Here is a 21,853-nt window from a genome sequence, read left to right as displayed (position 1 = left end):
GATACCCTATCTGGCGTGCATCGCTACGCCGCGCCTCAGGTCTGGATGGTCGAGGCCGGGTTGATCACCCGACCGAGACCCAGGTTGCGCAGGGCGAGATGCAGCGAGCTGTGGATAACCTGCGGGTTGTCGATGGCCAACAGTTGCGCCAGCAATTCCTTGGCCTTGGTCATGGTGACCTGGCGCAGCAGCCACTTCACCTTGGGCAGGTTGGTGGCGTTCATCGACAGGCTGTCAAAGCCCATGGCCAGCAACAGCACGGCGGCAGCCGGATCGCCCGCCATCTCGCCGCAGATGCTCACCGGCTTGCCTTCGGCATGGGCGTCGTCCACCACCTTCTTCAGCGCTTGCAGCACGGCCGGATGCAGGTAGTCGTAGAGGTCCGCCACGCGCGGATTGTTGCGGTCCACCGCCAGCAGGTACTGGGTCAGGTCGTTGGAACCCACCGAAAGGAAGTCCACCTGGCGCGAAAGTTCTTTGGTCTGGTACACGGCAGCGGGGATCTCGATCATCACGCCAACCGGCGGCATCGGGATGTCCACGCCCTCGTCACGCACCTCGCCCCAGGCACGGTGGATAAGATGCAGGGCCTCTTCCAGCTCATGGGTGCCGGAAATCATCGGCAGCAGGATGCGCAGGTTGTCCAGGCCTTCGCTGGCCTTGAGCATGGCGCGCACCTGGACCAGGAAGATTTCCGGGTGGTCGAGGGTTACGCGTATGCCCCGCCAGCCGAGGAACGGGTTGCTTTCTTTGATCGGGAAATAGGACAGGGCCTTGTCGCCGCCGATGTCCAGGGTACGCATGGTCACCGGCAACGGATGGAAGGCAGCGAGCTGCTCGCGGTAAATGGCGAGCTGCTCTTTTTCGCTGGGGAAGCGCTCGTTGATCATGAACGGCACTTCGGTGCGATACAGGCCGACGCCTTCGGCGCCGCGCTCCTGGGCACGGGTCACGTCGGCGAGCAGGCCCGTGTTGACCCACAACGGCATGCGCTGGCCGTCCAGGGTTTCGCAGGGCAGGCTGCGCAGGGCATCCAGGCCCTTGACCAGCTGGCGGTCCTCTTCCACCACGTCGCTGTACTGCTTGCGCAGTTCGGCCGACGGGTTGGTGAAGACTTCGCCGTGGTAGCCGTCGACGATCATCTCGATGCCGTCGACCTTGGAATACGGCAGGTCGACCACGCCCATAACGGTGGGAATGCCCATGGCGCGGGCAAGGATGGCGACGTGGGAGTTACCCGAACCCAGCACCGAGACCAGGCCCACCAGCTTGCCTTCCGGCACTTCGCCGAGCATGGCCGGGGACAGCTCCTCGCTGACCAGGATGGTGTTCTCCTGGTAGACCAGGTTCTGCTTGCGCTCTTCCTGCAGGTAGGCGAGCAGGCGGCGACCGAGGTCCTTGACGTCGGACGCACGCTCGCGCAGGTAGGCATCGTCCATCAGTTCGAAACGGGTCACGTGCTCCATCACCACCTGGCGCAGCGCGCCCTGGGCCCACTGGCCGGTGCGGATCACGCGTTTCACCTCCATGCCGATGGAGGCGTCGTCGAGCATCATCAGGTAAACATCGAAGAGGGCGCGCTCCTCGGGACGCAACTGGGTTTCCAGCTTGCTGGAGAGCCGGCGCATGTCTTCGCGCACTGCCTCCAGGGCCTGCTTGAAGCGCTCGACCTCGGCTTCGATGTCATCCACCGCGCGATCGGGCACCACTTCCAGATCGGCAGGCGGCAACACCACCACGGCCTTGCCCACCGCCGCGCCAGGCGCACCAGGCACACCCACGAACTTGGCTTCCTGGGTACCCTTGCCCTGGCGGCCCAGGCCGCGGATGGAGCCGGTGGCCTCGGCATGGGCGATAACGCCGGCGAGCTGCGCGCTCATGGTGACGAGGAAGGCTTCCTCGCCTTCGTCGAACTGACGGCGCTCCTTTTGCTGCACCACGAGTACGCCCATCACCCGGCGGTGGTGGATGATCGGGGCACCAAGGAAGGAGGCGAAGCGCTCTTCACCGGTTTCGGCGAAGTAGCGGTAACGGGGGTGATCGGCGGCGTGTTCGAGGTTCAGCGGTTCCTCGCGGGTGCCCACCAGCCCCACGAGGCCTTCGTTGGGGGCCATGCTGACCTTGCCGATGGAGCGTTTGTTCAGGCCCTCGGTGGCCATGAGCACGAAGCGGTTGGACTCCGGGTCCATCAGATAGACCGAGCAGACCTGGCTGCCCATGGCCTCCTTTACCCGTTGCACAATGATCGCCAACGCCGCCTTCAGATCCTTGGCGGCGTTCACTTCCTGGACGATCTTGCGCAGCGTGTTGAGCATGGCTAGGCAGCCTTTCTCCGGGTCAGTCTTGCGCCAGGAGGCGCGGTGCTAGTTCCTTGAGGGCTCGGCGATAGACTTCACGCTTGAAGGTCACCACCTGCCCCAACGGGTACCAGTAACTGACCCAGCGCCAGCCATCGAACTCGGGCTTGCCGGTCAGGTCCATCCGTACCTTGTTCTCGTCCGACTGCAAACGCAGCAGGAACCACTTCTGTTTCTGGCCAATACACAGCGGCTGGCTGTTGGTGCGCACCAGGCGCTGGGGCAGACGATAGCGCAACCAGCCACGGGTGCAGGCAAGAATCTTCACATCCTGCTGTTCCAGGCCAACTTCTTCATTCAACTCCCGGTAAAGCGCCTCTTCTGGCGTCTCCCGCGGATTGATCCCGCCTTGCGGGAACTGCCAGGCATCCTGGTTGATACGCCGGGCCCAAAGCACCTGCCCGGCATCATTGGCGAGAATGATGCCGACATTCGGGCGAAAACCATCGGAATCGATCACGGCACTCAACCTCGCAAACGCATGTTACGGCATTGTTCCATAAAGCCCGTAAATGCAGCAATGCGAGCCTTTAGCGCGATGGGCAGCTCCGCTCAAAGCGGCTATTCTGGCCGCCCTTCGACGCTTCGATGCAAGGAATAACGACGTGCGCCTGGCTCTTTTCGACCTCGACAATACCCTGCTGGCTGGCGACAGCGACCACGCCTGGGGGGATTACCTCTGCGAACGCGGCATTCTCGACGGGATTGCCTACAAAGCGCGCAACGATGAGTTCTATCAGGACTACCTGGCCGGCCGCCTGAACATTCAGGACTACCTGAACTTCAGCCTGGAAATCCTCGGACGTACCGACAGGGTGCAACTCGACCAGTGGCACCGCGAGTTCATGCGCGACTGCATCGAGCCGATCATCCTGCCCAAGGCCGAAGCCCTGCTGGCCGAGCACCGGGCAGCCGGCGACAAGCTGCTGATCATCACCGCCACCAACCGCTTCGTCACCGCGCCGATCGCCAGCCGCCTGGGCGTCGAAACCCTGCTGGCCACCGAGTGCGAAATGGCCGATGGCCGCTACACTGGCCGCACCACCGACGTGCCCTGCTTCCGCGAAGGCAAGGTGACCCGCCTCGCCCGCTGGCTCGAAGAAACCGGATTCAACCTGGAAGACAGCAGCTTCTACAGCGACTCGCTGAACGACCTGCCCCTGCTGGAACAGGTGACCCGTCCGATCGCCGTAGACCCAGACCCGAAGCTGCGTACCGAAGCCGAGCAGCGCGGCTGGCCGGTAATATCCCTGCGCTAGGGCGAAACAGTAGGGAACACCATGCGCACCAACGACCTCGTACCGTGGTTTCGGTGCGCACAGCGCACCCTACGAGAAAAGCCAGCGCGAGCCGGTCAAAGCGGCTTGATCACCATCAGCACATACACCGCCACCAACAGCGCCAGCGCCGCCACCGCCAGCCCACTGCGAAGTACCACATGGCTGATCACCTGCGGTGCGAGAGGTTTGCCATCTCTCAGCGCCTGGCGCGCCAGATTGCGGATGCGCATCTGCAGCCAGAGCAGGGGCAACCAGCAGAGCGCCGCCAGCAGGTAGAGCCCTGCACTCCACAGCAACCAGAGCTGCCCCAACGGCCAGCCGCCCACCTTGGCAAGAGCCAGGCCGCTCACCGGCAGCAGGATGGCGGAGCTTGCGATGAACCAGAGTTCAAGGCGCATCAGCGACGCGTAAGTGGATGCGATCTGCCCGGCATCGCCGCTCCTGGCGGCCCGAATGGCAAAGAACAGCCCACCCAGTACCGTACCGAACAGCACGGAAGCCAACAGGCCGTGGGCAATCTTGAGCAGGAAATACAGGATCATGCCGGGCACGGGCAACGCATCAGAGTGGCTTGACCAGCATCAGCGCCAGCACGGCAAGGAACAGCAGCAGGCCAACGAGCCCATAGGCGGCGCCAAACTTGAGGCTGCGCAGAACAGGAGCGGAAGCCGGCCCGCCTTCGACCAGGAACTGCTCCCGCAGTCGTGCGACGCGCCCGAACAGCAACAGCCAGGCGATGCAACCGAACAGATAGAGGGTGGCGCCGCCCAACAGCCAGGTCTGGCCCAGTGGCAACCCTGCCAGGTTCACCATCCACCAGCCGCTGACCGGCAGCGATACGGCGGCGAGGATCAGCATCGGCACCCCGATCAGCAGGATGCGCCGAAGGCTCCGGCCAATGACGGAGGCATCGCCGGAGCGGAAATTGTGCCAGCCGTACCAGGCCAGCCCCACCAGCCCGCCGAAGAACAGCAGGGTAGCCAGGCCGTGGAGGATGCGGAATACGAGGTAGTTTTCCATGGAACGGGTCCTTGTCAGCGTGGGCGACTGAGTCAAAGCCTAGGCTCTATACGAAAAGTGCCTGCGCTCGGTGATGCTGCGTTGAAATCGACCTCAGAATGCTCATTTACAACGCGTAAACTGCGCTTCTTCGGCCGATTTCGCCTTGCCTGACCTTCGCTCGACGACTTTTCGTACAAAGCCTAGCAGCCGCCCGGTCCAGCACCCCGGCCTGCATTAGCCCAGGAAGAGCTGATAAGCCGGATTCTCGCTTTCATCCCAGTAGGGGTAGCCGATCTCGTCCAGGGCGGCATGCACCAGGGCGCGCTCCTCTGCCGGCACCTGCAGGCCGGCGACCACGCGGCCGTCGGCAGCGCCGTGGTTGCGGTAGTGGAACATGGTGATGTTCCAGCGCCCGCCCAACTTGTTGAGGAAGTTGAACAGCGCGCCCGGACGCTCGGGGAATTCGAAGCGGAACACCAGCTCGTCGCTGATGCGCGCGGCGTGACCACCCACCATGTGACGGATGTGCAGCTTGGCTAGCTCGTTATCGGTCAGGTCCAGCACCGGGAAACCCTGGCTGCGCAGGGCTTCCACCAGGACGGCGCGCGGATCGGTTTCCGGATGGGTCTGAACGCCGACGAAGATGTGCGCCTCGGCGTCCGTGTTGTAGCGGTAGTTGAACTCGGTGATCTGCCGCTTGCCGATGGCCTCGCAGAAAGCCTTGAAGCTGCCCGGGCGTTCCGGGATGGTCACGGCGATGATGGCTTCGCGCTTCTCGCCCAGTTCGGCGCGTTCGGCCACATGGCGCAGGCGGTCGAAGTTGATGTTGGCACCGGAGTCGATGGCCACCAGGGTATGGTCGCGCACGCCTTCACGCTCGACGTACTTCTTGATACCGGCCACAGCCAGCGCACCGGCGGGCTCGGTGATCGAACGGGTGTCGTCGTAGATGTCCTTGATCGCCGCGCAGATCTCGTCGGTGCTGACAGTGATCACCTCATCCACGTGCTGCTTGCAGATGTCGAAGGTGTGCTGGCCGATCTGCGCCACCGCGACGCCGTCGGCGAACAGCCCGACCTGGCCCAGCACCACACGTTCGCCAGCGGCCATGGCGGCCTGCAGACAGTTGGAATCGTCCGGCTCGACGCCGATGACCTTCACCTCGGGGCGCAGGTATTTGACGAAGGCAGCGATACCCGCCACCAGGCCACCGCCGCCCACCGGCACGAAGATGGCGTCGAGGCGGCCGGGGTGCTGGCGGAGAATTTCCATCGCCACGGTGCCCTGGCCCGCGATCACTTCCGGATCGTCGTACGGGTGGATGTAGACGTAGCCCTTCTCTTCCACCAGCTTCAGCGAATGGGCCAGGGCCTCGGGGAAGGCGTCGCCATGCAGTACCACCTTGCCGCCGCGGGCGCGCACCCCCTGCACTTTCAGCTCGGGGGTGGTGCGCGGCATCACGATGGTGGCCTTGATGCCCAGTTCGCGGGCCGCCAGCGCAACGCCCTGGGCATGGTTGCCAGCCGAGGCAGTGACCACGCCGCGCGCCAGCTCCTCGCGGGACAGCTGGGCCATCTTGTTGTAGGCGCCGCGAATCTTGAAGGAATAGACCGGCTGCAGGTCCTCGCGCTTGAGGAGAATCTGGTTGCCCAGGCGCTCGGTGAGCTGGCGGGCCGGCTGCAGGGGGGTTTCCACGGCAACGTCGTAGACGCGCGAGGTCAGGGTCTTCTTCACGTATTCTTCGAGCATCGCGGATTCACTGGCGGGTATTTCACGGGAGGACCGAGTCTACCGCAGGGATTCGTCGGGCGACCACAGAGAATGCGGGGTTTTGCCCCGCCGACCGGCTATAATTCGCGCCCTCGACACTCCTCCATTCGGACTCCACAGCATGACCCAGGACCAGCTCAAGCAGGCCGTCGCCCAGGCCGCCATCGACGTCATCCTCCCCAAGCTCGATGAGAAGAGCATCATCGGTGTCGGCACTGGCTCCACCGCAAACTTCTTCATCGACCTGCTGGCCCGGCACAAGATGGCTTTCGACGGCGCAGTGGCCAGCTCCGAAGCCACCGCCCAGCGCTTGAAGGGCCACGGCATCCCGGTCTACGACCTGAACAGTGTCAGCGACCTCGAGTTCTACGTCGACGGCGCCGATGAGAGCAATGAGCGACTGGAGCTGATCAAGGGAGGTGGCGCGGCCCTGACCCGCGAGAAGATCGTTGCGGCGGTGGCCAAGACCTTCATCTGCATCGCCGACGAAAGCAAACTGGTCCCCCTCCTGGGTACCTTCCCGCTGCCGGTGGAAGTCATCCCCATGGCGCGCAGCCACGTGGCCCGCCAGCTGGTGAAACTGGGCGGCGACCCGGTCTACCGCGAAGGCGTGCTGACCGACAATGGCAACATCATCCTCGACGTGCATAACCTGCGCATCGACAGCCCGGTGCAACTGGAAGAGCAGATCAACAACATCGTCGGCGTGGTCACCAACGGTCTGTTCGCCGCCCGCCCGGCCGACCTGCTGCTGCTCGGCACCAAGGACGGCGTGAAGAGCCTGACTGCCTGACGGTGGACTCCCGGCCTGCGGACTTTGACAAACCGTCTAGATTTGATGGCTAGGGCGCCTCTTCGGCGCCGTCCACCGCCACCGAACCGGGAGACGACCCATGGCCGGGAAATTCCACCTGAAGAAAGCCAATGATGGCCAGTTCCATTTCAACCTGAACGCCGGCAACGGCGAGACCATCCTCACCAGCGAGCTGTACAAGGCCAAGGACTCTGCCTTGAACGGCATCGACTCCGTGCGCAAGAACGCCGTTCGCGACGGCGCCTTCGAAAGCAAGACAGCCAGCAACGGCAAGTTCTACTTCGTGCTCAAGGCCACCAACGGCCAGGTCATCGGCCAAAGCCAGATGTACGCCAGCGCCGCCAGCGCCAGCGCGGGCATCGACTCGGTGAAGAACAACGCCCCCGGCGCCACCCTCAACGACGAGAGCTGATCATTCGCGCGCCTGTTTGCGGAACGCGTAGAACAGGTTCGGCTCGCTGACCAGATAGAGGTTGCCATCGTTGTCCATGGCAACCCCTTCGGCCTGCGGCACCGCCCGCTGCAGGCCATGCATGCCGCGAAACAGCGACAGGGTGCTGATCGGCCGGCCATCGGCGTTCAGCTCCAGCACCAGCCGCGATTCATCCGAGAGCGCCAGCAGGTGGCCGCTGCGGTCGTCGTATTGCAGGCTGGACAAGTCGCGGACGAAGAGGCGGGCATCGCGCTTCGGGTCGTCGACCACGTGCACGGCGAAGGGTTTGTCCGGGTTGGTGTGGGGGAAGCCATGGATTTCGTAGATACGTACCGGGTCGCGCTCCTTGGCCACGAACAAGCGCTGGCCAACCGTGTCGTAGGCCAGCCCCTCGAAGCCTTTGTTGCCGGACAGGCCGATACCCAGCGAGAGCTGCTGGGATTGGCTGGCATCGATGGAGGTGGTGTCCTCGTCGACACGCACCTTGATCAGGCGCTGGAGGCGCTCGTCGGTAATCACGTAGACGCCCTTGCTGATGTACTCGATAGCCTCCGGATCGCCGAACCCCACCAACTGGATGCGCCGGATCAGGTTGCCATCCAGGGACAACTCGATGATTTCCGGATGCTGGTTGGTAACGGTGAAGAGACTGTGGCGGTCAGGGTCGTAGGTCAGCGCGGATACATCGTCGGCCAGCCCCTCGATAGGCTTGGCCTCGATGGCAACCCGGTAGTCCGGCAGCCAGATGGAGCGTTCCCGCCATTCCGAGGCGTGGCGCCATTCTTGCAGGACGAACAGGCCCCGTTCGAAGAGCCGGAACTGCTGGGCAGCAATACCGAGCAGGAGCAGCACCAGCAGCAAAAGAGCGGCCGCCAGCCGCCACGGGGTCAGAAGAGAGCGCATCGACAAGGACTCAGGAGTTCAGGACGCGGCGAAGGATACAGAGCGTACCGGGCTACTGCCTGAATTGAAGCTTAACGCCCGCACATTGGGCGAGACAGGCGTTACAAAAGGGGACGGAAATGGCCACCTCACTGCTACCGGAAGAACGTGCGCTCACCACCTTGCACACCATCGCCCTGGCGGTGGCGACCCTGGCCAGCAGCGGAACGGCGCGCGAACGGCTGCTGGAAGGCAGCGGCGTGGCCTGCGCCGACCTCGACACCCCCGACAAACTGATCACCCATGCGCAGGAGCTGCGGGTTTTCGCCAACGCCCTGGCCTGTACCCGGGACCCAGCCCTGGGCTTGTCCCTTGGCCTGCGCATGCACGTTTCGGCCTACGGCATTCTCGGCTACACCATGCTCGCCAGCCGCACCCTGCGCGATGCCCTGACCCTCGCCATCGGCCATTCGGCGCTGCTGGGCACCTACTTCAAACTGAGCCTGGAGGAGGATGGCCGGGAAGCCCGCCTGGTTGCCATTGGCTACCGCTATGCGCCGGAGCTGACGGTGTTCAACAGTGAACTTTGCCTGACCTCGCTCCTCACCGTGGTGCAGGACCTGCTCGGCACCGGCATCCGGCCGACCCGCCTCTGTCTGAGCTACCGACCTCCCCTGCATGCCACCACCTACGAACAGATACTCGGCTGTACGGTGGAGTTCGGCGCCTCCCGCAACGCCCTCTGCTTCGACCGCACCCTGCTCGACCGGCCCCTGCCGCTGGCCGACCCGGTGACCTGCCACTATGGCCAGCAGCAGTGCCTGAAGCTGGATGCCCAGCTCAACAGCCGCCACGACGTGCTCGACCAGATCCGCCAGCACCTGGCCGGCAACCTGCGCGAGACCTGCGACCTGGACAGCGTGGCACGCCAGCTGCACCGCTCCGAGCGCACCCTGCGCCGCCACCTGCAGCGGCTGAACACCAGCTTCCAGCGCCTGCTGGACGAGGTGCGCTACGACAAGGCGCGCCAGCTGCTGGTACAGACCGACCTGCCCATCTACCTGATCGCCGAACAGCTCGGCTACAGCGAAACCGCCAGCTTCCGCCATGCCTTCCAGCGTTGGAGCGGGCAGTCGCCGAGCCTGTATCGGCGCTAGCGATCTCTCCGACCTGCTCTTCTGTAGGGGCGAATTCATTCGCCAAGGACAGCGCAGCTGTCCCGGCTGACCTTGCAGGGCAGACCTGCGGACTGCTTGGCGATTGAAATCCCCCCTACAGGCAGGCGCCCAGCGCCGCTCTATCACGCCCCACAAGTTGACCGAAAATATCCCCTTTTGACCTGATCTATCGTTCTGCACCTACTAGGCTGCTGACAGAATCGGGACAAACAAGGGCTGCTGCACCCGCAGAAAAAGAAAAGCCCAATAAGAACAAACCCTTAGAGCTTGTGATCAGCATGACTAGCGCGATCAGTGTCGACCGTGTGTGCATGGAGTTCGGCAATCCGGGGCAGGGCGTGAAGGCCCTAGACGATGTTTCCCTGGAAATCCGCGCCAACGAGTTCTTCACCCTCCTCGGCCCATCCGGCTGCGGCAAGACAACCCTCCTGCGGCTCATCGCCGGATTCGAGCAGCCCAGCTCCGGGGTCATTCGCCTCTATGGTGAGCCCATGCAGGGCCTGCCGCCCTTCCGCCGGCCGGTCAACACCGTGTTCCAGAGCTACGCCCTGTTCCCGCACATGACGGTGGCGCAGAACATCGCCTTCGGCCTGGAGATGCGAGGGCTATCCCGCAGCGATATCGAGCAGACGGTGCAACGCATGCTGGAACTGGTGAAGCTGCCGGACGTGGGAAAACGCCGCGCCGACCAACTTTCCGGCGGCCAGCAACAGCGCATCGCCCTGGCCCGCGCCCTGGCCAACAAGCCCAAGGTGCTGCTGCTGGACGAGTCCCTTTCGGCGCTGGATCAGAAGCTGCGCAAGGACATGCAGATCGAGCTCAAGCGCCTGCAGCACGAGACCGGCATCACCTTCATCTTCGTCACCCATGACCAGGAAGAAGCCCTGACCATGTCCGACCGCATCGCGGTGATGAGCAAGGGTCGCATCCTCCAGGTCGGCACCCCGACGGAAATCTACGAAGCGCCACTGAACCGCACGGTGGCGGACTTCATCGGTGAAACCAACTTCCTCGAAGGCGAAGCCCTGGAGCGTGGCGTCCTGCTGCCCGACGGCCAGCTGCTCAGCGCCTTCAGTCCGCGTCGTGGCCCTGTGACCCTGGCGATCCGGCCGGAGCGCACCTGCCTCGACGAGCAGGGCAACCTGGCCGGCGAAATCGAGAACGTGGTCTATGTCGGCACCGACACCGTCTATCACCTCAACATCGCCGGGCAGAGCGGGTTCCGCGTACGCCAGCAGAACCGCAACGGTGCGCTGAACGGCTACTCCGCCGGCGAGAAGGTGCGGGTGCTGGTACCGGGCGAAGCCATCCGGGTGCTGGTCGAATGAGCACCCTGCGCGCCCAGGCCGAGAGCCGCCAGCTGCGCCGGCGCCTGCTGCTGACCAGCCCGGCCATGCTCGCCCTGCTGGTGTTCCTGGTGCTGCCGCTCGGGATCATGTTCCTGGTGTCGGTCCTGGCGCCAGGCGACTACGGCGGTGTGAAGTGGGACCAGTACTCACTGGAGGCGTACATCAACTTTCTCTACGAGCGCGACCTGGACGACAGCCTGGTGTTCAACACCGACTACCTGCAGATCTTCCAGCGCTCCTTCTGGCTTTCCGTGCTGACCACCGTCGGCTGCCTGCTGATCGGTTTCCCCACCGCGCTCTACCTGGCGCTGCAGAGCGAGCGCAAACGCAACCTGCTGCTGTTCCTGGTCACCGTGCCCTTCTGGACCAACCTGCTGGTACGGGTCTATGCGTGGATCCTGCTGCTGCGCAATGGCGGCCTGATGGACAGCGGGCTCGGCGTCTTCGGGTTGTCGGACGGTGCGCTTGGCTTGCTCTACACCGATGTCGCGGTGGTGATCGGCCTGCTCTACACCTTCCTGCCGTTCATGGTGCTGCCCATCTACACCAGCCTGGAAAAGCTCGACTGGCGCCTGGTGGAAGCCGCGTTCGACCTCGGCGCCAACCGCATCCAGGCCCTGCGCCGGATCATCGTGCCGCTGGCCATGCCAGGCATAGTCGCGGGCGCGATCCTGGTGTTCATCCCGTCGCTGGGCAACTACATCATTCCCGAGCTGCTGGGGGGCGGTAAGTCGCTGATGATCGGCAACCTGATCCAGCTGCAGTTCGGCGCATCGCACAACTGGCCGCTGGGCGCAGCGCTGTCCTTCGCCCTGCTCGGCTTCGTGCTGCTGGCGATGCTGCTCTACAGCCTGCGCTTCAAGCAGGCCGCCGGGGGAGGCCATCCATGAACATGCAGAACCCGCTCTGGCGCTTCACCGGTGTGCGCCCCACCGCCTGGCTGTTCTTCGCCTTCCTCTATGTGCCGATCCTGGTGCTGGTGGCGCTGAGCTTCAACGGCGGGCAGTCGGCGACCATCTGGGAAAGCTTCAGCCTCAAGTGGTATTCGGTGGTGGCCAACGACCCGGAGATCGTCCGCGCGGCAAAGAACTCGCTGATCGTCGCCACCTTCGCCACCCTGATCTCCACCGCCCTGGCCACCCTCGCCGCCCTAGGCATGCGCGGCCGCGCCTTCCGTGGGCAGACGCTGATGAGCGGGGTACTGGGCCTGCCGCTGCTGGTGCCGGAGATCGTCACGGCCGTCGCCACCCTGATGTTCTTCGCCTTCATCGGGCTCAAGCTTTCGCTCTTCACCATCCTCATCGCCCATGTGGTGTTCTGCATCCCCTTCGCCTACCTGCCGATCCGCGCCCGCCTGGAAGGCATGGACCCGCGCCTGGCCGAAGCCGCCGCCGACCTCTACGCCTCGCCCTGGAAGGCCTTCTGGAAAGTGACCTTCCCGCTGCTGATGCCCGGCATCCTCTCCGGCGCCATGCTGGCCTTCATCATTTCCATGGACGACTTCGTCATCACCTACTTCGTCGCCGGAGCCGGGGCCACCACCCTGCCGGTGTACATCTTCAGCTCGATACGGATGGGCATTTCGCCGAAGATCAATGCGATCTCCTCGATCATCCTCGTGATTTCCATAGCCTTCGTTGCATTGTCCTACTACGTCGGGCAGCGCAAGCGCTGACCCGTCCTCGACCAGCAAGGAGCTTGACCATGACCCGTCGTACCCCGCTCGCACTCGCCGTACTGCTCGCCTCCGGCCTTGCCGGCTCGGCCCAGGCTGCAGGGACCCTGCACTTCGCCAACTGGTCGGACTACTACCCGCCGGAACTGTTGAAGAAGTTCGAGAAGGACACCGGCATCAAGGCGACGCTGGATGCCTACGACAGCAACGAAACCCTGCTGGCCAAGCTCAAGGCCGGTGGCGGCGCCTACGACGTGGTGGTGCCGTCCGACAGTTTCATCCAGATCATGGCCGGCGACGGACTGCTGCAGAAATTAGACAAGAGCAAGCTGCCCAACCTGAAGAACCTCAAGGCCAACTTCCAGACCCTCGACTACGACCCCGGCCACGACTACAGCGTGCCCTACCTCTGGGGCACCACCGGCTACAGCTACGACAGCAAGCAGGTTCCGGGCGGCAAGCTGGATGAAAGCTGGAAGCCCTTCTTCGAGCCGCCGGCCGAGCTGAAGGGCAAGGTCGTGGCACTGAACTCGATCGAAGACCTCTACATCGCCGCCTCCCACTACCTGTCCATCGACCAGTGCACCGAGGACCCGAAGGAAGCCAAGAAGATCCAGGACCTGCTGCTGGCTCAGAAGCCGCTGCTGGCCATGTACAACAGCGACGGCACCATCGAGCGCATGGCGGCCGGCGAAGTGACCATGCACATGCAGTGGAACGGCGCGTTCCATCGCGCCCACGCCCAGCGTGACAGCCTCGTCTACGTCTATCCGAAGGAAGGCATCCATGTCTTCATCGACAACCTGGTGATTCCCAAGGACGCGGTGAACGTCGAGGAAGCTCATACCTTCATCAACTGGATGATGCTGCCGGAGAACATCGCCGCCGCCTCCAACTTCGCCAAGTACAACAACACCATCGAGGGCTCCGACAAGTTCATGGAGAAGGAACTCTTCGACGACCCGGCCATCAACACCCCGCAGGACGAGCTCGACCGCCTGCGCACCTTCAAGCTCTGCTCGCCCAAGGCCCTGAGCCTGCGCAGCAAGGTCTGGACCAAGCTGAAGAAATAACCTCCCGCCAGTAGGGTGCTCCGCGCGCCCCAGTCGGTTCGCGCGCAATCCACGGTGCGCACGGCGCACCCTACCCCATCAGCTGGCCATTGATGTTGGCCACCTCGATCCCTTTTTGACCCTTTGCGGGGTTCTGCCCCCGGTATTCCACTGACAGAATCGAAGCGCATTCAACTAGCGGGCGCCCCACAGACGGGTGCCGATCCAACAAGAACAATGGCTAGAGAGATATGAAGATGTCCCGTGCGCTTGCGCTTCACACCGCCCTTCCTCCGTCCTTCCAGCGGACACCCCGCCTCCACCCTTACTGACTGCCCGCGCACAGCCGGATGCGCAACGGACCCGGCCTCGCACGCGTATGGATGGCTCGCACAGCGACCCAGGCGCCGCCCAGCGGCGCTCAGTAGATTGGAGAAAAGAATAATGACCACCCCTTCCGCCAACCTCGACAGCAGCGGCAGCCTGCCCAACGAATACACCCACAGCGCCCAGGGCACAGCCCTGCGCCGAATACTCGGGCTGCCCGCCCTGGTGTTCTTCGGCCTGGTCTACATGGTGCCGCTGACCATCTTCACCACCTACGGCGTGGTGACGGAGATGACCGGCGGGCGCACCGCCTTCGCCTATGTGGCCACCCTGCTGGCGATGATCTTCACCGCCCTCTCGTACAGTTTCATGGTCCGCCGCTACCCGATTGCCGGCTCGGCCTATTCCTACGCCAGCCTCAGTTTCGGCCCCTGCGTGGGCTTCCTTGCCGGCTGGTCGCTGCTGCTCGATTACCTGTTCCTGCCGATGATCAACTACCTGGTGATCGGCCTGTTCCTCAACATCGCCTTCCCCGAAGTGCCAGCCTGGGTCTTCGTGGTCAGCGCCATCAGCCTGGTTACCGTGCTGAACGTCCTGGGCATCAGCTCGGTGTCGGGCATGAGCAACCTGATCGTGATCGCGCAGGTGATCTTCGTCCTGGTGTTCCTGGCCATGGCCGGCAAGAGCCTGTTCGGTGCCCCCATCGACTTCACCGCACCCTTCATCGGCGACGGCAGCCAGCCTGGCCTGGCGCCGTTGATGGCCGGCGCGGCGGTGCTCTGCCTGTCGTTCCTCGGCTTCGACGCGGTATCGACCCTGGCTGAAGAGGCCCGTGACCCGAAACGCGACATTCCACGCGCCATCGTCATCACCACCCTGGGGGCCGGCGTGCTGTTCTTCGTGCTGGCACTGGTCGCCCAACTGGTGTTCCCCGGCAGCAGCTTCCAGGACGTGGACGCCGCCGCCAATGAAGTCATGTTCAAGGCCGGCGGCCAGTTCCTCGCCGCCTTCTTCACCGCCACCTACGTGGCCGGTGCCGCCGGTTCGGCCCTGGCGTCACAGGCGTCGGTGTCGCGCATCCTCTACAGCATGGGCCGCGACGGCATCCTGCCGCGTCGCCTGTTCGGCACGCTGTCGGGACGTTTCCAGACGCCGACCCTCGCCATCCTGATCGTGTCCCTGGTGTCGTTGCTGGCGGTGGTCATCGACCTCGCAACCCTGGCCTCGATGATCAGCTTTGGCGCCCTGGTGGCCTTCTCCGCCGTGAACCTGGCAGTGATCCGCACCCACCTGTTCGATGGCCGCCCGCGCCAGCCGGGCGACCTGCCGCGCTACGGCCTGATCCCGGCCATTGGCTTCGCGCTGATCGCCTGGCTCTGGACCAGCCTGTCGGGCCTGACCCTGGCCATTGGCCTCGGCTGGTTCGCCGTGGGCCTGGCTTACCTGGCGGTGCTGACCGGCGGTTTCCGCCGCAAGGCACCGCAGGTGCAGTTTTCCGAGTTCGAGTAAGTCCAACGAGCCGCTAGCCGAAAGGAGACGCTGATGCTGACGATCTATTCCGACGACCACCACCTGCACCACGGCAAGCACGAGCTGATCGGTGGCCAGTTCACGCCCTGCTTCGAGAAACCGAGCCGTGCCGACATGGTGCTGGACCGCGCCAGGGCGGTGAACCTGGGCGCCATCCAGGCGCCGGTCGACTTCGGCCTGTCGCCCATCCTGCGGGTGCACAGCGAGGGTTTCGTCAATTTCCTGAAGAACGCCTGGAGCGACTGGCAGGCCAAGGGCCGCAGCCACGACATGCTGCCCATCGCCTGGCCAACCCGGCGCCTGCGCCAGGTGGAGCCCACCGATATCGACGGTCGTCTGGGCTATTACTCCTTCGACGCCGGTGCGCCCATCACCGCCGGCACCTGGCAAGCCATCACCAGCTCGGCCAACGTCGCACTCAGCGGCCAGGCCGAGCTGCGCAAAGGCGCCCGCGGCATCTTCTCCCTGTGCCGACCGCCGGGCCACCATGCCGCTGCCGACTACATGGGCGGCTACTGCTACCTGAACAACGCGGCCATTGCCGTGCAGGCCATGCTGGATGCCGGCGCCAAACGCGTCGCGGTGCTGGACGTGGACTACCACCACGGCAACGGCACCCAGGACATCTTCTACGACCGCGTCGACGTGCTCTTCACCTCGATCCACGGCGATCCGCGCTTCGAGTATCCGTACTACCTGGGCTTCGCAGACGAAAAAGGCGTGGGGGCGGGCGAAGGTTTCAACTTCAACTACCCGCTGGCTTCGGGCATCGACTGGTCCGTCTGGAGCCTGGCGCTCGCCGACGCCTGCCGGCAGATCGCCGAGTACGCGCCGGACGCGCTGGTGGTGTCGCTGGGGGTGGATACCTTCAAGGAAGACCCCATCTCACAGTTCAAGCTGGACAGCCCGGACTACCTGCGCATGGGTGAGATCATCGGCAAGCTCGGCCTGCAGACGCTCTTCGTGATGGAAGGGGGTTATGCGGTGGAGGAGATCGGCATCAACGCGATCAATGTGCTGCAGGGGTTCGATAGCGTGGCGTGAGGGCCGCCAAGAGAGACAGATGTGGGGGCGAATTCATTTGAGCTTGGGAAACCACGTCCTGCGGACGTGGTCATGAGTCACCGGCTCTGCCTGTGACGATGCGAATGCCCGGGCTGGCAGGATGAAGCCGATCCGGTAGGGTGCGCCGTGCGCACCGGCGGTTTGACCTGGTGCCGAAGCCGATCCCGGCTGAACACACAGCGCACCCTACGGTCCAGACCAGGCGAAAGGGGGCGGCCTTGTGCAGGGGGGAAATTCGCCCCCACAAGGGTTTATCACGGGACTCAGTTCACCCGCTCGACGAATTCCACATCCACTTCGCGGCCCATCAGGTCGCGATCCACTTCGCCGGTCAGCTTGACGGTGGCCTTGTCATCGATGGACATGGGCGGCCAGTCTTCATCGTCAATCTCCACTTTCGAGGCTTAAAAGCGGCTTAAGCGAAGCTTAACGGCGAGAACCGACACTGCCCGGGTGTGCGCCATGCGCACCAACGACCTCATGCCGGGGTTTTGGTGCGCGCGGCGCACCCTACCGGAACTACTCAACCCTTCTCGGCGCTGACGACCAGCTCCTTGCGGAACACGTAGAACAGGTTCGGCTCGCTGACGACGTAGATGTCGCCGGTCTCGTCCATGGCGACGCCTTCGGCACGGGGAATGCCGTGTTCCAGGCCATTCATGCCGCCGAGCAGACTGATGAAGCTGACGGGCTCGCCCTGCTCGTCCAGTTCCAGCAACAAGTTGGACTGGGCGGAGAGCACCAGCAGGTGGCCGGTGCGCGGATCGATGCTGAGGGCTGACAGGTTGCGCATGCCCAGGCCGTAGCTCGGCAGCGGGCGCAGCATTTCATCCAGGGCATCGTTGCCATCGCTGCCGAGACTGAACAGGGCAACGGGACCACGCTCCTTGCCGAGGATCAGCCGACCCTTGGCCGGGTCCCAGGCGATGCCTTCGAAGCCCTTGTTGCCGGAATCCGGGAAGCCCAGGTCGAACTCCGGCGTGCTCCCGGCGCTCAGCTCGCGGGTTTCCGGGTCCAGCTCGAAGATCGACAGGGTGCGGCGGCGTTCGTCGGTCACGGCGACATGGCCGCCTTCCAGCACGGCGACGCCTTCGGGATTGGAGAAGCCTTTCAGCGGTATCTTGCGCAGCACCTCGCCCTCGCGGCTCAGCTCCACCAGAGTCGGGGACTTGCCGGTGACGGTGAACAGGGTACCGGTAACGGGGTTGTAGGCCAGGTCGGAGGTTTCGTCGTTCTCCAGGCCAGCCAGCGGCTTGCCTTGCAGCACGGCCTTGTAGCCCGGTAGCCAGATGCTGTCGGCGCGCTGCTCCTGGGTCAGCTGCTGCTCGGCCAGCCAGACCAGGGCGCGGTCATCCCAGTGCATGTAACGGGTGAGTGCGGTAGTGCCGGCGACGGCGGCGACCAATCCCACCATCAGCCAGCGGCGACGGACGAACTGCGGGAAGCGGAACAGCATCGGGTTCTACTCGACGATGGGGTGGCTAAGAGATAGCCATGTGCCAGTGAAAGTTCCGTGAAATGGTTCACCACCGGTCGGTCGGATCAGATGACCCGACTTTCGAAACTGCTGTGGCCCACCAGCTCCAGGACCAGGTCATCGCCCTGGTTCAGCGGGCCGACGCCCACCGGGGTGCCGGTGAGGATGACGTCGCCCGGCTGCAGGCTGAAGTGGCCAGCCATGTGCTGGATCAGCGGCAGGATGGCGTTAAGCATGTCACGGCTGTTGCCGTCCTGGCGAACCTCGCCGTTGATGGTCAGGCGGATGCCGAGATCGTCGAGGCTTTCCGGTGCGTCGCCCGGCACGAAGGGCGCCAGCACACAGGCACCGTCGAAGCTCTTGGAGATTTCCCAGGGCAGGCCCTTTTCCTTCAGCTTCGCCTGCACATCGCGCAGGGTCAGGTCCAGGGCCGGTGCGAAGCCGGAGATGGCATCACGTACTTCTTCCGCATCCGGGTGGCGGGACAGCGGCTTGCCGATCAGCACGGCGATCTCTGCCTCGTAGTGCACCGCACCACGATCCAGCGGAATGCTGAAGCCGTCGGCCAGCGGTACCACGCAGGAACCCGGCTTGATGAACAGCAGCGGTTCGGTGGGCACGGGGTTGTTCAATTCCTTGGCGTGCTCGGCGTAGTTGCGGCCGACGCAAACCACCTTGCCTAGGGAAAAGTGGATCGGGGTGCCATCGACATACTGGTGCTGGTAGCTCATTGACCGACTCCTGAACGGTATCCATACGAAACAGGCGGTGGATCGCTCCACCGCCTGTTTGCTCAACTAAAAATCTTTCCGGGGTTCATGATGCCGTTGGGATCGAACACCGCCTTGATCGCCTTCATCACCGCGATCTCCGGCTCCGAGCGGCTGTAGCCGAGATAATCGCGCTTGGTCATGCCCACGCCATGCTCGGCGGAGATGGAGCCGTTGTACTTCTGCACGGTCTCGAACACCCACTTGTTCACGGTGGCGCACTTGGCGAAGAACTCGTCCTTGGACAGCTTGTCCGGCTTGAGGATATTCAGGTGCAGGTTGCCGTCACCAATGTGGCCGAACCAGACCACTTCGAAGTCCGGGTAGTTGGCTTCGACGATGGCGTCGATGTCGTGCAGGAAGGCCGGCACCCTGGAAACGGTGACCGAGATGTCGTTCTTATACGGCGTCCAGTGGGAGATGGTCTCGGAGATGTACTCGCGCAGTTTCCACAGGTTCTGCAGCTGCTGCTCGCTCTGGCTCATCACGCCGTCCAGCACCCAGCCCTGCTCGACGCAGTGTTCGAAGGTGGCCAGGGCGTCGTTGGCGATCTCTTCGCTGGCAGCCTCGAACTCCAGCAGCGCATAGAAGGGGCACTCGGTCTCGAAGGGCGCTGGCACGTCGCCTCGGGCCAGGACCTTGGCCATGGCCTTGTCGGAGAAGAACTCGAAAGCGGTCAGGTCCAGCTTGCTCTGGAAGGCATGCAGCACCGGCATGATGGAATCCAGGTCCGGCGAGCCCAGCACCATCGCGGTGAGGTTCTTCGGCGCGCGGTCCAGACGCATGGTGGCTTCGACCACGAAGCCCAGGGTGCCTTCGGCGCCGATGAACAGCTGGCGCATGTCGTAGCCGGTGGCGTTCTTGATCAGGTCCTTGTTCAGCTCCAGCAGGTCGCCAGCGCCGGTGACCACTTTCAGGCCGGCTACCCAGTTACGGGTCATTCCGTAGCGAATCACCTTGATACCGCCGGCATTCGTGCCGATATTGCCGCCGAGCTGGCTGGAACCTGCGGACGCGAAATCCACCGGGTAGTACAGGCCCTTTTCCTCGGCGAAATTCTGCAGCTGCTCGGTGATCACCCCCGGCTGGCAAACCACGGTGCGGTCGAACTCGTTGAATTCGAGAATCTGGTTCATGTAGTCGAAGGCGACGACCACTTCGCCATTGGCCGCTACCGCCGCAGCGGATAGGCCGGTACGGCCGCCGGACGGGACCAGCGCCACCTTGTGCTGGTTGGCCCAACGCACGATGGCCTGCACCTGCTCGATGCTCTTGGGGAAGACGATGGCGCTGGGCGCTGGGGCGAAATGCTTGGTCCAGTCCTTGCCATAGGCGTCCAGCGAGGCGGCGTCGGTCAGGACCTTGCCGGGCTCAACCAGGGTCTTCAGCTCTTCGATCAGGGCAACGTTGGTCATCAGCGGAACTCTCAAATCATTCATGGTCGCCCTGAGAACGATTCAGGTCGCAACCGAGCAAGGAAAAAGGAGATCATGCTAGCATACGCACCCCGCGAATCGCGCTCTCCAGCCGATTTTCCGGGTAGCAGCCAAGTCCCCCCACGGCCCGCTTCTGTCATTTTTACCGGGATACATAGGTACGCAGATGAGCAAGACCTCTCTCGAAAAGAGCAAGATCAAGTTCCTTCTCCTCGAAGGCGTCCACCAGAACGCCGTGGACACCCTGAAGGCCGCCGGTTACACCAACATCGAGTACCTCAAGGGCGCGCTCTCGGGTGACGAACTGAAGGAAAAGATCGCCGACGTGCATTTCATCGGCATCCGCTCGCGCACTCAGCTCACCGACGAGGTGTTCGACTGCGCCAAGAAGCTCATCGCCGTCGGCTGCTTCTGCATCGGTACCAACCAGGTCAACCTCAGTGCCGCCCGCGAGCGCGGTATCGCGGTGTTCAACGCGCCCTATTCCAACACCCGCTCGGTCGCCGAGCTGGTACTGGCCGAGGCCATCCTGCTACTGCGCGGGATTCCGGAGAAAAACGCGTCCTGCCACCGCGGTGGCTGGATCAAGTCCGCTGCCAACTCCTTCGAAATCCGCGGTAAGAAGCTGGGCATCGTCGGCTACGGCTCCATCGGCACCCAACTGTCCGTCCTGGCCGAAGCGCTGGGCATGCAGGTGTTCTTCTATGACACCGTGACCAAGCTGCCGCTGGGCAACGCCACCCAGGTGGGCAACCTGCACGAGCTGCTGGGCATGTCCGACATCGTGTCCCTGCACGTGCCCGAGCTGCCCTCCACCCAGTGGATGATCGGCGAGAAGGAAATCCGCGCCATCAAGCCGGGCGGCATCCTGATCAACGCCGCGCGCGGCACCGTGGTCAAGCTGGACGCCCTGGCCGAAGCCATCAAGGATGAGCACCTGATCGGCGCCGCCATCGACGTGTTCCCGGTCGAGCCCAAGTCCAACGACGAAGAGTTCGAGAGCCCGCTGCGTGGCCTGGACCGCGTGATCCTGACCCCGCACATCGGTGGTTCCACCGCCGAGGCCCAGGCCAACATCGGCCTGGAAGTGGCCGAGAAGCTGGTCAAGTACAGCGACAACGGCACCTCAGTCTCCTCCGTGAACTTCCCGGAAGTGGCCCTGCCGTCCCACCCGGGCAAACACCGCCTGCTGCACATCCACGAGAACGTGCCGGGCGTGATGAGCGAGATCAACAAGGTGTTTGCCGACAACGGCATCAACATCTCCGGCCAGTACCTGCAGACCGACGAAAAAGTCGGCTACGTGGTGATCGATGTCGATGCCGATTACTCGGACCTTGCCCTCGAAAAGCTGCAGCACGTGCATGGCACGATCCGCAGCCGCGTCCTCTTCTAAGACGGGGCTGCTGCGCGTCGGCGATACTGCGTTGGGAAAAGGGAGGCCTCGGCCTCCCTT

Annotated in this window: 20 protein-coding genes and 1 pseudogene; 11 read left to right on the top strand and 10 right to left on the bottom strand. The window is 63.8% G+C overall.

Features of this window, described 5'->3' with window-relative positions; all coding sequences use genetic code 11:
* Positions 1-35: 35 nt before the first annotated feature.
* Together ptsP and THL1_RS01475 are read right to left on the bottom strand one after the other, a co-directional pair.
* The gene (ptsP, locus tag THL1_RS01480) at positions 36-2,315 is read right to left on the bottom strand and encodes a phosphoenolpyruvate--protein phosphotransferase (RefSeq protein WP_069081621.1); all 2,280 of its coding nucleotides are present in this window, start codon (positions 2,313-2,315) and stop codon (positions 36-38) included.
* A 22-nt stretch (positions 2,316-2,337) separates the two neighbouring features.
* Positions 2,338-2,817 (bottom strand): RNA pyrophosphohydrolase, encoded by a 480-nt coding sequence (locus THL1_RS01475; protein ID WP_083246036.1) that lies wholly within the window; start codon positions 2,815-2,817, stop codon positions 2,338-2,340.
* Positions 2,818-2,962: 145 nt separating this feature from the next.
* Between THL1_RS01475 and THL1_RS01470 the strand changes: the two genes are divergently transcribed.
* Complete coding sequence (locus THL1_RS01470; protein ID WP_069081619.1) at positions 2,963-3,616, top strand: HAD family hydrolase; 654 nt, start codon at positions 2,963-2,965, stop codon at positions 3,614-3,616.
* A 95-nt stretch (positions 3,617-3,711) separates the two neighbouring features.
* Here THL1_RS01470 and THL1_RS01465 read toward each other — a convergent pair whose 3' ends face one another.
* From THL1_RS01465 to ilvA, 3 genes are all read right to left on the bottom strand, one after another.
* Positions 3,712-4,179, bottom strand: a complete 468-nt coding sequence (locus tag THL1_RS01465) for a DUF2269 domain-containing protein (RefSeq protein ID WP_069081618.1) — start codon at positions 4,177-4,179, stop codon at positions 3,712-3,714.
* 19 nt (positions 4,180-4,198) lie between these two features.
* Entirely contained in the window at positions 4,199-4,657 is a 459-nt protein-coding gene (locus THL1_RS01460) for a DUF2269 family protein (RefSeq protein ID WP_069081617.1), read from the bottom strand.
* Between the two features lie 216 nt (positions 4,658-4,873).
* A complete protein-coding gene (ilvA, locus tag THL1_RS01455; protein WP_069081616.1) occupies positions 4,874-6,388 on the bottom strand; it encodes a threonine ammonia-lyase, biosynthetic in 1,515 nt (504 codons plus the stop codon).
* Positions 6,389-6,530: 142 nt separating this feature from the next.
* On the opposite strand from ilvA, the gene rpiA reads away from it, so the two are divergent.
* A complete protein-coding gene (gene rpiA, locus THL1_RS01450; RefSeq protein WP_069081615.1) occupies positions 6,531-7,202 on the top strand; it encodes a ribose-5-phosphate isomerase RpiA in 672 nt (223 codons plus the stop codon).
* Positions 7,203-7,302: 100 nt separating this feature from the next.
* On the top strand, positions 7,303-7,635 hold the full coding sequence (locus THL1_RS01445) for a YegP family protein (RefSeq protein WP_069081614.1): 333 nt from the start codon (positions 7,303-7,305) through the stop codon (positions 7,633-7,635).
* Here the strand turns inward: THL1_RS01445 and THL1_RS01440 are convergent, their stop codons facing one another.
* Positions 7,636-8,559 carry an SdiA-regulated domain-containing protein gene (locus tag THL1_RS01440; protein ID WP_069081613.1) on the bottom strand — a complete coding sequence of 308 codons (924 nt, stop codon included), beginning with the start codon at positions 8,557-8,559 and terminating at the stop codon, positions 7,636-7,638.
* A gap of 119 nt (positions 8,560-8,678) precedes the next feature.
* Between THL1_RS01440 and THL1_RS01435 the strand changes: the two genes are divergently transcribed.
* From THL1_RS01435 to THL1_RS01405, 7 genes are all read left to right on the top strand, one after another.
* Positions 8,679-9,695: an AraC family transcriptional regulator gene (locus tag THL1_RS01435; RefSeq protein ID WP_069081612.1), complete on the top strand. Its 1,017-nt coding sequence runs from the start codon at positions 8,679-8,681 to the stop codon at positions 9,693-9,695.
* Positions 9,696-9,994: 299 nt separating this feature from the next.
* Positions 9,995-11,044 carry an ABC transporter ATP-binding protein gene (locus THL1_RS01430; protein WP_069086376.1) on the top strand — a complete coding sequence of 350 codons (1,050 nt, stop codon included), beginning with the start codon at positions 9,995-9,997 and terminating at the stop codon, positions 11,042-11,044.
* Positions 11,041-11,955 carry an ABC transporter permease gene (locus THL1_RS01425; protein ID WP_069081611.1) on the top strand — a complete coding sequence of 305 codons (915 nt, stop codon included), beginning with the start codon at positions 11,041-11,043 and terminating at the stop codon, positions 11,953-11,955. The genes THL1_RS01430 and THL1_RS01425 overlap by 4 nt, the downstream gene beginning before the upstream one ends.
* Positions 11,952-12,740: an ABC transporter permease gene (locus THL1_RS01420; RefSeq protein WP_069081610.1), complete on the top strand. Its 789-nt coding sequence runs from the start codon at positions 11,952-11,954 to the stop codon at positions 12,738-12,740. Before THL1_RS01425 ends, THL1_RS01420 begins: the two co-directional genes overlap by 4 nt.
* Before the next feature lie 29 nt (positions 12,741-12,769).
* A complete protein-coding gene (locus THL1_RS01415; RefSeq protein WP_069081609.1) occupies positions 12,770-13,813 on the top strand; it encodes an extracellular solute-binding protein in 1,044 nt (347 codons plus the stop codon).
* Between the two features lie 423 nt (positions 13,814-14,236).
* A complete protein-coding gene (locus THL1_RS01410) occupies positions 14,237-15,628 on the top strand; it encodes an APC family permease (protein ID WP_069081608.1) in 1,392 nt (463 codons plus the stop codon).
* A 33-nt stretch (positions 15,629-15,661) separates the two neighbouring features.
* Positions 15,662-16,693, top strand: coding sequence for a histone deacetylase family protein (locus THL1_RS01405; protein ID WP_069081607.1), 1,032 nt, complete (start codon positions 15,662-15,664; stop codon positions 16,691-16,693).
* A 284-nt stretch (positions 16,694-16,977) separates the two neighbouring features.
* On the opposite strand, the pseudogene THL1_RS01400 reads toward THL1_RS01405, so the two are convergent.
* The 4 genes and pseudogenes from THL1_RS01400 to THL1_RS01385 all read right to left on the bottom strand — a co-directional run.
* Positions 16,978-17,112, bottom strand: a pseudogene (locus THL1_RS01400) (NirD/YgiW/YdeI family stress tolerance protein); the annotation flags it as partial.
* Between the two features lie 125 nt (positions 17,113-17,237).
* Positions 17,238-18,170 (bottom strand): SdiA-regulated domain-containing protein, encoded by a 933-nt coding sequence (locus THL1_RS01395; RefSeq protein WP_069081606.1) that lies wholly within the window; start codon positions 18,168-18,170, stop codon positions 17,238-17,240.
* 86 nt (positions 18,171-18,256) lie between these two features.
* Entirely contained in the window at positions 18,257-18,922 is a 666-nt protein-coding gene (locus THL1_RS01390) for a fumarylacetoacetate hydrolase family protein (protein WP_069081605.1), read from the bottom strand.
* Positions 18,923-18,984: 62 nt separating this feature from the next.
* On the bottom strand, positions 18,985-20,376 hold the full coding sequence (locus THL1_RS01385) for an FAD-binding oxidoreductase (protein WP_069081604.1): 1,392 nt from the start codon (positions 20,374-20,376) through the stop codon (positions 18,985-18,987).
* A 187-nt stretch (positions 20,377-20,563) separates the two neighbouring features.
* Here THL1_RS01385 and serA point away from each other — a divergent pair, with 187 nt between their 5' ends.
* The gene (serA, locus tag THL1_RS01380; RefSeq protein WP_069081603.1) at positions 20,564-21,793 is read left to right on the top strand and encodes a phosphoglycerate dehydrogenase; all 1,230 of its coding nucleotides are present in this window, start codon (positions 20,564-20,566) and stop codon (positions 21,791-21,793) included.
* The last annotated feature ends 60 nt before the right edge of the window (positions 21,794-21,853 follow it).

Origin of the sequence: Pseudomonas sp. TCU-HL1 (genome assembly GCF_001708505.1) — a bacterium.
GTDB lineage: Bacteria > Pseudomonadota > Gammaproteobacteria > Pseudomonadales > Pseudomonadaceae > Metapseudomonas.
Note: the sequence above shows the minus strand (reverse complement) of the source record. Positions and strands in the feature narration are given on the sequence as shown.

Bases quoted from the DNA above. Each gene is read 5' to 3' on its own strand.
- ptsP (WP_069081621.1), bottom strand. From the start codon at position 2,315: ATGCTCAACACGCTGCGCAAGATCGTCCAGGAAGTGAACGCCGCCAAG.
- THL1_RS01465 (WP_069081618.1), bottom strand. From the start codon at position 4,179: ATGATCCTGTATTTCCTGCTCAAGATTGCCCACGGCCTGTTGGCTTCC.
- THL1_RS01460 (WP_069081617.1), bottom strand. From the start codon at position 4,657: ATGGAAAACTACCTCGTATTCCGCATCCTCCACGGCCTGGCTACCCTG.
- ilvA (WP_069081616.1), bottom strand. From the start codon at position 6,388: ATGCTCGAAGAATACGTGAAGAAGACCCTGACCTCGCGCGTCTACGAC.
- rpiA (WP_069081615.1), top strand. From the start codon at position 6,531: ATGACCCAGGACCAGCTCAAGCAGGCCGTCGCCCAGGCCGCCATCGAC.
- THL1_RS01445 (WP_069081614.1), top strand. From the start codon at position 7,303: ATGGCCGGGAAATTCCACCTGAAGAAAGCCAATGATGGCCAGTTCCAT.
- THL1_RS01440 (WP_069081613.1), bottom strand. From the start codon at position 8,559: ATGCGCTCTCTTCTGACCCCGTGGCGGCTGGCGGCCGCTCTTTTGCTG.
- THL1_RS01435 (WP_069081612.1), top strand. From the start codon at position 8,679: ATGGCCACCTCACTGCTACCGGAAGAACGTGCGCTCACCACCTTGCAC.
- THL1_RS01430 (WP_069086376.1), top strand. From the start codon at position 9,995: ATGACTAGCGCGATCAGTGTCGACCGTGTGTGCATGGAGTTCGGCAAT.
- THL1_RS01425 (WP_069081611.1), top strand. From the start codon at position 11,041: ATGAGCACCCTGCGCGCCCAGGCCGAGAGCCGCCAGCTGCGCCGGCGC.
- THL1_RS01420 (WP_069081610.1), top strand. From the start codon at position 11,952: ATGAACATGCAGAACCCGCTCTGGCGCTTCACCGGTGTGCGCCCCACC.
- THL1_RS01415 (WP_069081609.1), top strand. From the start codon at position 12,770: ATGACCCGTCGTACCCCGCTCGCACTCGCCGTACTGCTCGCCTCCGGC.
- THL1_RS01410 (WP_069081608.1), top strand. From the start codon at position 14,237: ATGACCACCCCTTCCGCCAACCTCGACAGCAGCGGCAGCCTGCCCAAC.
- THL1_RS01405 (WP_069081607.1), top strand. From the start codon at position 15,662: ATGCTGACGATCTATTCCGACGACCACCACCTGCACCACGGCAAGCAC.
- THL1_RS01395 (WP_069081606.1), bottom strand. From the start codon at position 18,170: ATGCTGTTCCGCTTCCCGCAGTTCGTCCGTCGCCGCTGGCTGATGGTG.
- THL1_RS01390 (WP_069081605.1), bottom strand. From the start codon at position 18,922: ATGAGCTACCAGCACCAGTATGTCGATGGCACCCCGATCCACTTTTCC.
- THL1_RS01385 (WP_069081604.1), bottom strand. From the start codon at position 20,376: ATGACCAACGTTGCCCTGATCGAAGAGCTGAAGACCCTGGTTGAGCCC.
- serA (WP_069081603.1), top strand. From the start codon at position 20,564: ATGAGCAAGACCTCTCTCGAAAAGAGCAAGATCAAGTTCCTTCTCCTC.